We start from the raw sequence: 13,109 nt of genomic DNA on the forward strand, positions 1-13,109 counted from the left end.
TGCCGAGCCAGCGCGAGGTCTTGAGTATCAGTTATACGAGGCGACCTCGCGCTGGATCGGCAGCGCCGCCCTGGGCGGGCTCCAGGTTCAGGCCCTCGCGCCTGGCGGCGCTCGACATGCTCAACTACGCGGGTTTGCCGAATCGGACGGGGACGCCTGGGCTGAAGAGGACGCTGGGGGGTGGGCCTTCGAGGGTGGGGAGGCCGGCGGAGCGGAGGAGGGTTTCGTCCAGGTCGACCAAGGTTGCGCTCCGTAGCGGCCAGGCTGGGTGTTCGTTCGGTAGGTAGATCGTTCTCCCGCGCAGGACGGTGTGCAGGCCCCAGCGCGCGGTGAGGAAGTCGTTGAGCGGGTCGGGTGGCGCGGGATCGCCCGGGAGCACGGTGAACGCCGCGTCGGGGCCGGCGCCCGGCCAGCGTCGGACGCTGCGGTACGTGTACGCGCCGTCCGGCCGCCGGCGGACGCTCATCGCCGACCAGACGTAGTTCAGCCCGAAGAGCGCGCGTCCGACGACCACGGGCAGTAGCCGAGCGGCGTCGAGCGAGCGGAACACCACGCCGCGGCGGCCGGCGGCGTCGACCGAGTAGAGCCGCACGTTGGTCTCGGCGAAATGCCCGAAGTACGGTACCCCGACGCCGAGCCCGACGCGGTCCATCGTGAACCCGATCAGCCCCACGTAGGTCACGCCGCCGAGCGTGTCGGGCCGGGTGCCCGGCGGCAGCAGCGGTGCCACGACCTCGGGGTCGACCGGCCAGTGCAGGAACGCCAGATCACGCCACCACTGCGTCATGATCGCTCGCCGAATCACCCGGGGGGTCGTGAGCGTCACGGCTTCGACGTCCATGTCCCCAGTGTGCCACCTGCTCCTCGTCTCAATATTCGAGACGTTAGTCTCGAAATATGGAATCGAGTCGGCGTTGGGTGGTGTTGGCGGCGGGCGTGGCCGGGATGACGGCCGGGTGCGCGTTCCTCTACGGGTTGCCGTACCTCCTCCCGCGCCTCCGCGCCGACGGCCTGTCGCTGACGCACGCCGCCGTGCTGGTGGCGTGCCCGACGTTCGGCCTGCTGGCGACGCTCGTGGGCTGGGGCGCGCTGGCCGACCGGTACGGCGAGCGCGGTGTCATCGCGCTCGGGCTCGGCGGTGCGGGGCTGGTGCTGCTGGGGGCGCCGGCCGTCTCGGGGCCGGTCGCGCTGGGCGCCTGCCTGGTCGTGGCCGGGGCCGCGGCGGGCTCGGTGAACGCGGCGAGCGGACGGTTGATCCTCGGCTGGTTCTCCCCGGCCGAGCGAGGGCTCGCGATGGGGATCCGGCAGATGGCCCAGCCGCTGGGCGTCGCGGTGGCGGCCGTCGCGATCCCGGTGCTCAGCCGGGCCGGGGCGTTCACGTTCCTGGCGGCCGGGTGTCTCGGCGCCGCGGCCCTGGTCGCGGTCGTGGTGCGTGACCCGGCGCGCTCGGCGGGGGTGGCCGCGGGGCCGAGCGGGAGCCCGTACCGCACGCCGGTGCTGTTGCGGCTGCACGGCGCCGGGGCGCTGCTGGTGTTTCCGCAGTTCGCGGTCGCGACGTTCGGGCTGGTGTTCCTGGTCGACTCGGCCCGGTGGGACGCGGCGACGGCGGGCCGGTTGCTCGCCGTGGCCGCATTCGGGGGAGCCGCGGCGCGGCTGGGGGCGGGGTGGTGGTCGGATCGGGCCGGTTCACGCACCGGTCCGATGCGCATCCTGGCCGGGGTGACCGCAGGGGTGTTGGCGCTGCTCGCCCTCGCCGGAGCCGTCGGGGCTCCGGGTGTCGCCGTCGTGGCGCTGGTGGTGGCGGCGGTCGTGTCGGTGTCGACGAACGGTCTGTCGTTCACGGCGGTGGCCGAATACGCCGGGCCGGGGTGGGCGGGCCGCGCGCTCGGTATCCACAACACCGGCCAGAACGGCGTGGCCGCGCTGACCGCCCCGGTCCTGGGCGCGGTGGTCACCCACGCCGGCTACCCGGTCGCGTTCGCCTCGGCCGCGATCGCCGCCGCCCTGGCCGTAGCCACGGTCCCCACCCTCCAACTGCGCGGCTAGGCCCGCTTCGTACGCGGGCGCGTGATAGCTCCGGAGTGGGCAGAATGCAACGGCTCGTGCCTGTTCCAGTTCGCGGGGACGCGGCGTTATGGTGGCCGCGTCACTGTACGCGGGAGCTCGCGCCGGAAGCGGGCTGAGAGGGCGGCTGTCCGAGAAGGACGGTGCCGCCGACCGCTCGAACCTGACCGGGTAATGCCGGCGTAGGGAGCTCTTCATGAGCAATGTTGTGTCCACCGGTCCCCTTCCGGGTAGCCGCAAGGCGTACCGGGGCGCGCTGCGTGTCCCGGTTCGCGAGATCGAACTCACGAACGGCCAGGTCGTCGAACGCTACGACACCTCCGGCCCCTACACCGAGACCGACTTCCGTCCCGACCTGGGGAACGGCCTGCCGAAACGCGACCGGACCCGCACCCATCCCACGCAGCTGCTGGCCGCGCGGGCGGGCGAGGTCACCACCGAGATGGCGTACGTCGCCGCCCGCGAGAACCTCCCCGCCGAGCTGGTGCGTGACGAGATCGCGGCCGGGCGCGCGGTGATTCCCGCGAACGTGAACCACCCCGAGGCCGAGCCGATGATCATCGGTAAACGGTTCCTGGTGAAGGTCAACGCGAACATCGGCACGTCGGCGGTGACGTCGTCGCCGGCCGAGGAGGTCGAGAAGATGGTGTGGGCGACCCGGTGGGGCGCCGACACCGTCATGGATCTCTCCACCGGCCCGCGCATCCACGAGACTCGCGAGTGGATCCTGCGCAACTCCCCGGTGCCGATCGGAACCGTGCCGATCTACCAGGCCCTGGAGCGGGTGAACGGCGACCCGACCGCGTTGACCTGGGAGATCTACCGGGACGTGGTGGTCGAGCAGTGCGAGCAGGGCGTCGACTACATGACCGTGCACGCCGGGGTGCGGATGGCGTACATCCCGCTCACCGTCGGCCGGAAGACGGGGATCGTGTCGCGCGGCGGGTCGATCCTCGCGGCGTGGTGCCTGGCGCATCACCAGGAGAACTTCCTGTACACGAACTTCGCCGAGCTGTGCGAGGTCCTGCGGACGTACGACGTGACGTTCTCGCTGGGTGACGGGCTGCGGCCGGGTTCGGTGCACGACGCCAACGACGACGCCCAGCTGGCCGAGCTCCGCACGCTCGGCGAGCTCACGAAGGTCGCGAAAGACCATGGTGTGCAGACCATGATCGAGGGGCCGGGACACGTCCCGATGGACAAGATCGCTGAGAACGTGCGGTTGCAGCAGGAATGGTGCGACGACGCGCCGTTCTACACGCTCGGACCGCTGGCCACCGACGTGGCGCCGGGCTACGACCACATCACGTCGGCGATCGGGGCCGCGATGATCGCGTGGCACGGCACCGCGATGCTCTGTTACGTCACCCCGAAGGAACACCTGGGGCTGCCCGACCGCGACGACGTCAAAGCCGGGGTGATCGCGTACAAGATCGCCGCGCACGCGGCGGACGTCGCGAAGGGACACCCGGGGGCGCAGGCGCACGACGATCAGCTCTCCGACGCGCGGTTCGAGTTCCGGTGGGCCGACCAGTTCGCGCTGGCCCTCGACCCGGAGACCGCCCAGTCGTTCCACGACGAGACGCTGCCGGCCGCCCCGGCGAAGACCGCGCATTTCTGCTCGATGTGCGGGCCGAAGTTCTGCAGCATGCGCATCAGCCACGATCTGCGCGCCGCTCCGGGCATGGCCGAGAAGTCGGCGGAGTTCCGGGCGGCGGGTAACCGGATCTATCTGCCGGTGGCCCAGCCGTGAACCCGGTGGTGGCGCTCACCGTGGCCGGGTCGGACTCCGGCGGTGGTGCGGGGCTGCAGGCCGACCTGCATACGTTCGCGGCGTTCGGGGTGCACGGCACCACCGCGGTGACGGCGGTGACCGTGCAGAACACGGTCGGCGTTACCGGCGTCCACGAGATCCCGCCGACGTTCGTCGCCGACCAGATCCGGGTGGTCGTCGAGGACATGCGGCCGGGCGCGGTGAAGACCGGCATGCTCGCGTCGGCACCGATCATCGAGGCGATCGGGGCGGCGTTCCGGCGGCACGGGATCGGGCGCGGCGGGTCGATCCCGCTGGTGCTCGACCCGGTGTGCGCGTCGATGCACGGTGATCCGCTGTTGCGTGCCGACGCGCTGACCGCGCTGCGCGAGCTGTTCGCGCTGGCGACGGTCGTGACGCCCAACCTGGACGAGACCGCGTTGCTGGTCGGGACGCGCGACCAGCGTTCGGCCGCGCGTGCGCTGCTCGACCTCGGGCCCGCGTACGCGCTCGTGAAGGGCGGCCACGGGGACGGCCCGCGCAGCCAGGATCTGCTCACCGACGGAACGATGGAGCTCTGGCTCGACGCCGCGCGCATCGAGACCGGCAACACGCACGGCAGCGGGGACACGCTCGCGGCCGCGATCACCGCGCGGCTGGCCGGCGGCGACACGCCGGCGGACGCGGTCACCGCGGCCAAGCGGTACGTGACCAGGGCGGTCGCGACCAGCTACTCGGTCGGCGCCGGCCACGGCCCCGTCGGCCACCCGCCGGCGTCGGATCCCGTCGGCACCCCGGGCCCGCTGGCGACTCCGAGCGCCGTGGGGTCGTCGTGAGTGGAACCCGGGTGGCGGTGGTCGGCGGGGGAGTGATCGGGCTCTCGTGCGCGTGGGCCCTGGCCCGCGACGGCGCTCGCGTCACGGTGTTCGAACCCGATCAGAGCCGGGGCGCGAGCCTGATCGGAGCGGGCATGCTGGCGCCGATCACCGAGGCGCACCCCACCGAGCCAGTGCTCCTCGCCGCCGGTCGCGCCGCGGTCGCCGCGTGGCCGGAGTTCGCGGAGGCGCTCGCCGCCACCGGCGTCGACCCCGGCTACCGCACCACCGGAACCCTGGTGGTCGGGTACACCGCCGACGACGTCGTCGCGCTCGACGATCTGGCGGACCGCCTGTCCGGGCTCGGCATCGACGTCGAGCGACTCACCGGCTCGGCCGCCCGGCGCCTCGAACCCGCGCTGGCTCCGGGCGTCCGCGGTGGACTGGACGTGCCGGGCGACCACAGCGTCGACAACCGCGCGCTCCTGCGTGCCCTGCGCACCGCCACCGACGCCGCGGGCGTCACCCACGTCCCCGCCGGGTTCCCGGCCGAGTTCCCGGCCGGGGGTCACCCGGACGTCACGGTGGTGGCGGCCGGGCCGTGGACGCCGGAGCTCGTGCCGGAGCTCGACGGGCTGGTCCGGCCGGTGCGGGGCGAGAACCTCCGGCTGACCGCGCGGAGATCCACTCCGGTGCTGACCCGCACGGTCCGCGCACTCGTCGACGGCCGGGGCGTGTACCTGGTGCCGCGCGCGACCGGCGAGCTCGTCGTCGGTGCCACCCAGGACGAGGTCGGCTTCGACCGGACGGTCACCGCCGGTGGCGTCCACCGGCTGCTCACCGACGCCCGCAGGGTGCTGCCGGCGATCGACGAGTACGCGCTGGCCGAGACGTCGGCGGGGCTCCGGCCGATGAGCCCGGACGGCGCACCGGTCATCGGGCACGTCACCGGCGACACGATCGTGGCGACCGGGCACGGTCGCAACGGCATCCTGCTGGCACCGCTCACGGCGACGCTCGTCGCCAGGCTGGTGGCCGGAGCCGCTCCCGCGAACCCGTTCGCGCCGACCCGGTTCAGCGCGTCGAGAACTCGATGATCCGTTCGCCACGACAAGGGGTACGGAAGATGACGACGTTACGGGTGAACGGCCGCGAGGTCGAAGTGTCCGATCCCACGACCGTCGCGGTGCTCGTCCGGCAGCTCACGCCAAGCCCTCGGGGCGTCGCGGTAGCGGTGAACGGCGCAGTGGTACCGCGGGGCGGCTGGGCCGGTGCGCAGCTGACCGACGGCGACGAGGTGGAGGTCCTCATGGCGGTGCAGGGTGGTTAAAGCAGCGGCTACGGACGCGCTCGTCATCGCCGGGAGGCCGCTGGCGTCCCGGCTGGTGATGGGCACCGGAGGGGGCTCGGTCAACCTCGCGGTGCTCGGCGAGGCGTTACGCGCCTCCGGGACGGTACTCACGACGGTCGCGATGCGCCGCGTCGACGCGATCTCCGGGATGGGGGTGTTACCGCTGCTCAAGGAGTACGGCATCGAGCCGCTGCCGAACACCGCCGGGTGCCGCACCGCCTCCGAGGCCGTGCTCACCGCGGAGCTGGCGCGCGAGGCGCTGGAGACCGACTGGATCAAGCTCGAGGTGGTCGCCGACGACCGGACGCTCCTGCCCGATCCGGTGGAGTTGCTCGTCGCGGCCGAGCAGCTGGTCGCGGCCGGGTTCACGGTGCTGCCGTACACGAACGACGACCCGGTGCTCGCCCGGCGGCTGGCCGAGGTGGGGTGCGCCGCGGTGATGCCGCTGGGGTCGCCGATCGGGTCGGCGCTCGGGATCCGGAACCCGCACAACATCGCGCTCATCGTCGAGGAGGCGACGGTACCGGTGATCCTCGACGCGGGGATCGGCACCGCGAGCGACGCCGTGCAGGCGATGGAGCTCGGCTGCGACGGCGTGCTGCTCGCCACCGCGGTGACCGGCGCCCGTGACCCGGTCGCGATGGCCACGGCCATGCGGCTCGCGGTCGAGAGCGGCCGGCTGGCCTACCGCGCGGGCCGGGTTCCCCGCCGCTGGTACGCCCAGGCCTCGACCCCGCCGGTGTACGAGTGAACCGCGGGCAGCGCCTCGCCGACGCCCGGCTGTACCTGTGCACCCCGGACCGTCCCGACCTCGCCGACTTCGCCGACGCCGCCCTCGCCGGCGGGGTCGACGTCATCCAGCTGCGTGAGAAGGGCATCGAGGCCCGCTACGAGCTCGAACGCCTGGAGCTGCTCGGAGCCGCCTGCCGCAAACACGGTGCGCTGCTCGCGGTGAACGACCGGGCCGACGTCGCGCTGGCGGCCGACGCCGACGTGCTGCACCTCGGTCAGGGCGATCTGCCGGTGCCGGTGGCCCGGCGGATCGTCGGGCCCGACGTCCTGATCGGACGCTCGACGCACGATCCCGCCCAGGCCGACGCCGCCGCGGTCCAGCCCGGCGTCGACTACTTCTGCACCGGTCCGTGCTGGGAGACCCCCACCAAGGCGGGTCGCCCCGCCGCGGGCCTCGACCTGGTGCGACACGTCAATTCCACCGAGCGACCCTGGTTCGCGATCGGCGGCATCGACGAACCCCGCCTCGACGAGGTGCTCGAAGCGGGCGCCACCCGGATAGTGGTGGTGCGTGCGATCACCGAGGCGTCCGATCCGAAGGCCGCCGCCCAGCGTCTGACCGCGCGGCTCCGGGAAACCGCGCCTACGACGAGTCTCCGGGCCCACGCGAGCGGCCGAGGGCCCGAAAACCCGTCGTAGCCCCGGAAACCCGCTAGGACGACGCGTCGTGGGCCAGCAGAGCCAGCTGCACCCGGTTGTTGAGCTCCAGGCGGGTCAGAATGCGTGACACGTGCGCCTTCACCGTCGCCAGGCTCATGAACAGTGAGGTCGCGATCTCCGCGTTCGACGCGCCCCGCCCGACCGCCTCGGCGACCTCGAGTTCACGCGGGCTCAACTGCGCCAGCAATGCGACCGCGCGCGACTTCCGGGCGTCCACCCCGGCCTCGGAGACGTGCGCGATGAGCTGACGCGTCACGGCCGGCGACAGCATCGGGTCGCCGGCCGCGACCGTGCGGATGGCCCGGACGATCTCCGCCGGCGGCGTGTCCTTGAGCAGGAACCCGCCCGCCCCGGCACGCAGCGCACGCAGCACGTACTCGTCGGCGTCGAACGTGGTGAGCACGATCACCTCGGGCGGATCGGGGCGCCGACGCAGCGCCTCGGTCGCGGCCAGCCCGTCCACCGACGGCATCCGGATGTCCATCAGCACCACGTCGGGTGAGTAGGCCCCGACCGCGGCCGGCACCTCGGCCCCGTCCGACGCTTCCCCCACCACCCGGAGGTCGTCGGTACCGGACAGGATCATCGTCAGCCCGGCCCGGACCAACGGATCGTCGTCCACGATCAGCACCCGCGTCACGTCGTCCACGGCAACCATGCTTTCAGCCGGAAGTCACCCGCGGTCGATGGACCGTGTTCCAGGTGCCCACCGGCCAGCCCGACGCGCTCACCGAGTCCGATGATTCCGGTGCCGGCGCCGGGAATCTGCGACGTCTCGGCACGCAGCGGCAACCAGTTGCGTACCTCGACGGTGAGGCCGTCGCCTTGGTCGCCGCTCACCGTGACACGCACCGCGGCCCCGCGCGCGTGCTTCCGGGCGTTCGTGAGCCCTTCCTGCACGATCCGGTACGTGGTCCGGCCGATCACCGCCGGCACCGCCGCCGGATCGTCCACCCGGACGTCCAGATCGATCGTGGCCCCGGCCCGGCGGGCCTCGGTGACCAGTGCGGGCACGTCGCCGAGCGTCGGCTGGGGGCGGTCGCGGTCGGCCTCGCCGCCGTTCGGGGCGCGCAGCACGCCGATGACGTCCCGGAGTTCCTGCAGGGCCTGGTGCGCGCTGGTGCGGATCACCCCCGCGGCCTTCGCGATCTCGTCCGGCGGCGCGTCCGGCCGGAACTCCAGCGCCCCCGCGTGCAGGCTGAGCAGCGAGATCCGGTGGGCGAGCACGTCGTGCATCTCCCGCGCGATGCGGGTGCGTTCGAGCTGCCTGGCCTGCTCGATGCGCAGGCTCTGCTCGTCCTCCGCGCGGCGGGCACGGTCCCGGAGCGAATCGACGAGCGCCCGCCGGGCCTTGATGAAGCTGCCCCAGGCCACCAGGATGCCGGCGATCAGGACGACGGCGAGCACCGCGGCCCACAACGGCAGCGTCGGGTTCGGCTGCACGACGCTGAAGATCGAGCCGGTGACGACGAAGACCGCGGTGGCGGCCACCACGAGCCGCGGCCGGCAGCGGATCGCCACCGTGATCAGCGTGATGGCCTGCGGGACGGCGGCCAGCGTCGAGACCGAGGCGATCACCGAGACGACGATCGACATCGTCATCGGCCACCGCCGCCGCCACCAGACCAGCGGGGCCGCCAGCGTGGCCAGCACCAGGTCGATCCGCTGCAACGGCTTCTGCGCCACGTCGTGGCCGAGCGCCAGCGCGATCCAGAACCCGAGTGGGAGCGCGAACGCGGCCACCACGCAGATCACGTCGACCACGAGGTCGCGCCGCGACGATTCGCCCGCCCGCGTTTCCTCGCGCTCGTCGGCTTCGAGGTTCCGCGGGGCCATATGCCCAGGTTACGGCCATCGCACCCGGTCGGGTACCAACCAAAGTCGATGGGCGACCCGACCCTAAGTAGATCCGGTTCGCAACTTCCGCGACGGCCCGTAGCCTTCCGCCCGAAGCGTCCGACCCCCGGTCTTGGCGACGCTTTACCCATGATCGTTGCTGACCGACTGACGAAAACCTACGGCGCCCACCGGGCAGTCGACGACGTCTCGTTCCGCTGCGAGCCGGGCAGCGTGACCGGCTTCCTCGGCCCGAACGGGGCGGGCAAGTCGACCACGATGCGCATGATCTGCGGGTTCACGCCGCCCACCCAGGGTTCCTCGACCGTCAACGGCCTGCCCTACCGTGACCTGCCGAACCCCGGCCGCGAGGTCGGCGTCCTGCTGGACGCGAGTGCCCAGCACGCCGGACGCACGGGGTTCGAGACGCTCGCGGTCTCCGCGCGGGTCCTCGGCGTCGACCGGAAGCGGGTGCAGGGGCTGCTCGACCGCGTCGGCCTGCCCCCGGAGGCGGCGAAGCGCCGGGTCGGGAACTACTCGCTCGGCATGCGGCAGCGGCTGGGGCTGGCGCACGCGCTGCTCGGCGACCCGGCTGTGCTGATCCTCGACGAGCCGGCCAACGGGCTCGACCCGGAAGGCATCTTCTGGATGCGTGGGCTGCTGCGTGAGTTCGCCGACCGGGGCGGAACGGTGCTGCTCTCCTCGCACCTCCTGCGTGAGGTCGAGGTCATCGCCGACCATCTGGTCGTGATCGGCCGGGGCCGGATCGTGGCCCAGGGCAGCAAAGCCGAGCTGCTCAGCGTCGCCGGGGTGCGGGTGCGTGCGACGAACGCGTCCGCGCTGGGCACCGCGCTGCAGTCCGCGGGCCTGTCGGCGACCCCGGCCGCAGACGGCAGCTTCTCCGTCGACGCGGACACCGAGACGGTCGGCCGGGTCGCGGCGGCGTCCGGCCTGATCCTGACCGAGCTCAGGGCCGCAGACGGCAACGGCCTGGAAGAGATGTTCCTGCAGCTCACCGCTGCACACCCCGAGGGAGTGGCGGCATGACGGCGATGGCCGAGCAGGTTTCGACGTTCGAACGCAACGCGCCGGCGGCGCCGTCGCTGGGCCGGTTGACGCTCGTCGAACTACGCAAGATGTCCGACACCAGGGCCGGGCGGTGGCTGCTGGCCAGCATCGCGCTCGTCGTGGTGGGGCTGGTGACCGTGCGGGTGTTCGCCGGGTCGGCGGAGACGCGCGACGCCGAGGAGTTCCTCGCGTTCGCCACCGGCGGGGTGAGCCTCCTGCTGCCGGTGCTGGGGATCCTCTCGGTCACCAGCGAGTGGGGCCAGAAGACCGTACTGACGACGTTCGCGCTGGTGCCGCGCCGGAGCCGGGTGATCACCGCGAAGCTGCTGGCCGCGGTCGCGATCACGGTCATGTCGGTGGCGGTGACGATCGTCGTGGCGCTGGCCGGCAACCTGGCGGCCGAGCTGCTCGACCGGGGCGGTGACTGGAATCTCGGCCTCGACGCGATCCTCTACGCGTTCCTGTTCCAGCTGCTCAACATGCTGCTGGGGATCGCGTTCGGGGCGCTGCTCCTGGCGTCGGGCCTGGCGATCGTTCTGTACTTCATCATCCCGACGGTGTGGTCGGTGATCGGTGGGACGGTCGCGTTCCTCAAGGACGCCGCCGGGTGGCTCGACCTGAGTACGACCACGGCACCGCTGCTCACGGCGTCGATGGGCGGCGAGGACTGGGCCCGCCTGGCCGTCTCGACCACGCTCTGGGTGCTGCTCCCGCTCGCGGCCGGCCTGATCCGCGTCCTGCGCACCGAGATCAAGTGAACGACGAAGCCCCCGGCGCTCGGTACGAGCGCCGGGGGCTTCGTCGTGCGTCAGCTCTGGCGGCCGATGAGCGTCGCCAGGAAGACCTTCTCGATGTCGGCGCCGGTACGCGCGGGGAAGGCCTGACCGCCCACGGCCTTGGTGATCGTGGTGAGCTCGTTCAGGTCCGCGTCGGGCCCGTACCCGATGATCAGCACCTGGATCGGCTTGTCGGGGTTCGCGGTGGCCCGCAGTTGCTGGATCAACTGCTGCTGGGTGATGCCGTCCGGGTCCTCGTTCTTCCCGTCGGTCATCATGACCAGCAGGTTGAGCCGGTTGTCGGCCTGCCAGTGGTTCTGCAGGTTCTTGTACGCCGCCAGCATCGTGTCGTACAGCCCGGTCGCGCCCTCGGGAACGAGCCGGTTGTAGATGAACTCCTGCAGCGCGTCCTTCCGCGGGGTGCCGTCCGGCAGCTGGCCGCCGGCCGGCCCGATCGGCACCATGTCCTGGTAGTCCTTGTCACCGTTGAGTTCGGTGGAGAACCGCCAGGCGCCGATGTTCGACTGCGGGTTCAGCAGCGCGACCGCTCGCAGACAGGCCTGCTGCACGACCTGCATACGCGTGCCGTTGCCGTCCGGCGCGGGGTCGGCCATCGACCCCGAGCTGTCGATGACCGCGAGCAGGTTCGCCTTGCGCTGCAGCGCGGTCCAGTAACCGACCGTCTGCGTGATCGACTTGATGTCGGGGATGTCACGCGCGGCCGAGGGCAGGCTTCCCATGCCGAGGTCGGTGTCGAGCCCGACCGCGTACTGCGTGGAGAGCTGCGGGTCGCGGAAACCGGCCGCGCCGTACGCCCGCTTGGAGTCCTCGCTCTGCAGGAACTGGAGGAACTCGGCGGCCACCTTCTGCCGCACCGAGTCGACCCAGTCGGCCTTGAGCACCTGGTACTGGTAGTCGGCGAAGACCGTGCCCTCTTCGGGGTTGATCGCGACCAGCGGCACCTTCGGCTTCGCGTTGTCGTACGCGGCCACCTGGGCCTCCGTGGCCGGGAACGGACCGGCGTTCACCAGCCCGGCCTGCGCGTTCGTCACCTGCCGCATCCGCGCGAGGAACGTGTCGCTGGTGGCCGCCTCGACGGTCGACGCACGGGCGAGCACGAGCGCGTTACCGAGCTCGGCCTCGGTGACCGAGTTGTCGCCGTCGGCGTCGGCCACCGAGAGCAGCGTGCCGAGCGCCGGGAACGACGCGCGTGGGTCGCCGATGCCGATCTTGATCTGCTGCCACTCCGGGTGCTTGAACCGCGCCCAGGTGGTGCCGGCGACGCGGGTCTTGGCCAGCTCGGCCCACGAGATCACCTTGTCGGGCCAGCCCTGCGCCTCGGCCATCGGCTTCGGCAGCGCCATCACCACCGGTGACTTCGCGACGACCGTCGGGGTGTTCGACACCATCGGCTTGACGTCGGGCCTGGCCGCCGCGCTCTTGATCCAGATCGAGGAGTCCGGCATCCAGACGTCGACCCGTGGAACGTCGGAGTCGGCCTTCCAGTTCGGCGTCAGCGACTGCGCCACCTCGGCCGACTGGGCCGCACGCACGCTGACCTCAGCGCACCGGCCGTCGATCTCCGGCGCGTCCTCCTGCCACTTGGCGGCCAGCTTCTCGACGACCGGCGCCTGGTCGGGCGAGGCGGCGATCGCCAACTCCACGGGCGCTCCGCCACAGCGGGCAGTCACCCATAAGTAACCGAAAGTAGTTCCGCTGACCACGGTCGCCAGAACGATCGCTACGATCACCCACGGCGCGATGGCTTTACTCCGCCGAACGCCTGTGGTGGTGATTCGCTCCGCCGCCGAACGGCGGCTTACTTGCTCACTGCGGTGTCGACCGCGAGCCATCACTGCTCCGCGTCTTCAGTTGACAACTCTCAGTGTCAACAACGTCCATCACTTACGTCACGTACGCCGGGAGCATACGCAGCCCCGGGTGCGAAGGCGGCGGTTTTGTACACCTCTCTTTCGCGCCGCAGCGGATGCGGC

The 13,109-nt window shown here is 71.9% G+C and carries 13 protein-coding genes and 1 riboswitch; of the genes, 9 read left to right on the top strand and 4 right to left on the bottom strand.

Annotated features, from left to right (window positions below):
• Window positions 1-124: 124 nt before the first annotated feature.
• Window positions 125-841, bottom strand: a complete 717-nt coding sequence (locus tag CRYAR_RS05770) for a YqjF family protein (RefSeq protein ID WP_035848893.1) — start codon at window positions 839-841, stop codon at window positions 125-127.
• A gap of 56 nt (window positions 842-897) precedes the next feature.
• Between CRYAR_RS05770 and CRYAR_RS05775 the strand changes: the two genes are divergently transcribed.
• The 7 genes from CRYAR_RS05775 (at window position 898) to thiE (ending at window position 7,414) form a co-directional block, all read left to right on the top strand.
• Window positions 898-2,046: an MFS transporter gene (locus CRYAR_RS05775; RefSeq protein ID WP_035848894.1), complete on the top strand. Its 1,149-nt coding sequence runs from the start codon at window positions 898-900 to the stop codon at window positions 2,044-2,046.
• A gap of 99 nt (window positions 2,047-2,145) precedes the next feature.
• Window positions 2,146-2,270: riboswitch (TPP riboswitch) on the top strand.
• On the top strand, window positions 2,261-3,817 hold the full coding sequence (gene thiC, locus CRYAR_RS05780) for a phosphomethylpyrimidine synthase ThiC (protein WP_035848898.1): 1,557 nt from the start codon (window positions 2,261-2,263) through the stop codon (window positions 3,815-3,817). Its footprint overlaps the riboswitch before it by 10 nt.
• A complete protein-coding gene (gene thiD / locus CRYAR_RS05785) occupies window positions 3,814-4,653 on the top strand; it encodes a bifunctional hydroxymethylpyrimidine kinase/phosphomethylpyrimidine kinase (RefSeq protein ID WP_035848900.1) in 840 nt (279 codons plus the stop codon). Before thiC ends, thiD begins: the two co-directional genes overlap by 4 nt.
• Window positions 4,650-5,729, top strand: a complete 1,080-nt coding sequence (thiO, locus tag CRYAR_RS05790; protein ID WP_051569800.1) for a glycine oxidase ThiO — start codon at window positions 4,650-4,652, stop codon at window positions 5,727-5,729. Before thiD ends, thiO begins: the two co-directional genes overlap by 4 nt.
• A gap of 29 nt (window positions 5,730-5,758) precedes the next feature.
• The gene (thiS, locus tag CRYAR_RS05795) at window positions 5,759-5,962 is read left to right on the top strand and encodes a sulfur carrier protein ThiS (RefSeq protein WP_035848901.1); all 204 of its coding nucleotides are present in this window, start codon (window positions 5,759-5,761) and stop codon (window positions 5,960-5,962) included.
• Between the two features lie 58 nt (window positions 5,963-6,020).
• Window positions 6,021-6,734 (top strand): thiazole synthase, encoded by a 714-nt coding sequence (gene thiG, locus CRYAR_RS05800; RefSeq protein WP_084700122.1) that lies wholly within the window; start codon window positions 6,021-6,023, stop codon window positions 6,732-6,734.
• Entirely contained in the window at window positions 6,731-7,414 is a 684-nt protein-coding gene (thiE, locus tag CRYAR_RS05805; protein ID WP_051569801.1) for a thiamine phosphate synthase, read from the top strand. The genes thiG and thiE overlap by 4 nt, the downstream gene beginning before the upstream one ends.
• A gap of 13 nt (window positions 7,415-7,427) precedes the next feature.
• Here the strand turns inward: thiE and CRYAR_RS05810 are convergent, their stop codons facing one another.
• Window positions 7,428-8,093: a response regulator gene (locus CRYAR_RS05810; protein WP_035848903.1), complete on the bottom strand. Its 666-nt coding sequence runs from the start codon at window positions 8,091-8,093 to the stop codon at window positions 7,428-7,430.
• Window positions 8,072-9,271: a sensor histidine kinase gene (locus CRYAR_RS05815; protein WP_035848905.1), complete on the bottom strand. Its 1,200-nt coding sequence runs from the start codon at window positions 9,269-9,271 to the stop codon at window positions 8,072-8,074. Before CRYAR_RS05815 ends, CRYAR_RS05810 begins: the two co-directional genes overlap by 22 nt.
• Window positions 9,272-9,421: 150 nt before the next feature.
• On the opposite strand from CRYAR_RS05815, the gene CRYAR_RS05820 reads away from it, so the two are divergent.
• On the top strand, window positions 9,422-10,318 hold the full coding sequence (locus CRYAR_RS05820) for an ABC transporter ATP-binding protein (RefSeq protein ID WP_035848906.1): 897 nt from the start codon (window positions 9,422-9,424) through the stop codon (window positions 10,316-10,318).
• Window positions 10,315-11,097, top strand: coding sequence for an ABC transporter permease (locus CRYAR_RS05825; protein WP_035848907.1), 783 nt, complete (start codon window positions 10,315-10,317; stop codon window positions 11,095-11,097). Before CRYAR_RS05820 ends, CRYAR_RS05825 begins: the two co-directional genes overlap by 4 nt.
• A gap of 50 nt (window positions 11,098-11,147) precedes the next feature.
• Here CRYAR_RS05825 and CRYAR_RS05830 read toward each other — a convergent pair whose 3' ends face one another.
• Window positions 11,148-12,779, bottom strand: a complete 1,632-nt coding sequence (locus CRYAR_RS05830) for a substrate-binding and VWA domain-containing protein (protein WP_035848908.1) — start codon at window positions 12,777-12,779, stop codon at window positions 11,148-11,150.
• Window positions 12,780-13,109 lie beyond the last annotated feature (330 nt).

This window comes from Cryptosporangium arvum DSM 44712, assembly GCF_000585375.1.
Classification (GTDB): domain Bacteria; phylum Actinomycetota; class Actinomycetes; order Mycobacteriales; family Cryptosporangiaceae; genus Cryptosporangium; species Cryptosporangium arvum.

Bases quoted from the DNA above. Each gene is read 5' to 3' on its own strand.
- CRYAR_RS05770 (WP_035848893.1), bottom strand. From the start codon at position 841: ATGGACGTCGAAGCCGTGACGCTCACGACCCCCCGGGTGATTCGGCGA.
- CRYAR_RS05775 (WP_035848894.1), top strand. From the start codon at position 898: ATGGAATCGAGTCGGCGTTGGGTGGTGTTGGCGGCGGGCGTGGCCGGG.
- thiC (WP_035848898.1), top strand. From the start codon at position 2,261: ATGAGCAATGTTGTGTCCACCGGTCCCCTTCCGGGTAGCCGCAAGGCG.
- thiS (WP_035848901.1), top strand. From the start codon at position 5,759: ATGACGACGTTACGGGTGAACGGCCGCGAGGTCGAAGTGTCCGATCCC.
- thiG (WP_084700122.1), top strand. From the start codon at position 6,021: ATGGGCACCGGAGGGGGCTCGGTCAACCTCGCGGTGCTCGGCGAGGCG.
- CRYAR_RS05810 (WP_035848903.1), bottom strand. From the start codon at position 8,093: ATGGTTGCCGTGGACGACGTGACGCGGGTGCTGATCGTGGACGACGAT.
- CRYAR_RS05815 (WP_035848905.1), bottom strand. From the start codon at position 9,271: ATGGCCCCGCGGAACCTCGAAGCCGACGAGCGCGAGGAAACGCGGGCG.
- CRYAR_RS05820 (WP_035848906.1), top strand. From the start codon at position 9,422: ATGATCGTTGCTGACCGACTGACGAAAACCTACGGCGCCCACCGGGCA.
- CRYAR_RS05825 (WP_035848907.1), top strand. From the start codon at position 10,315: ATGACGGCGATGGCCGAGCAGGTTTCGACGTTCGAACGCAACGCGCCG.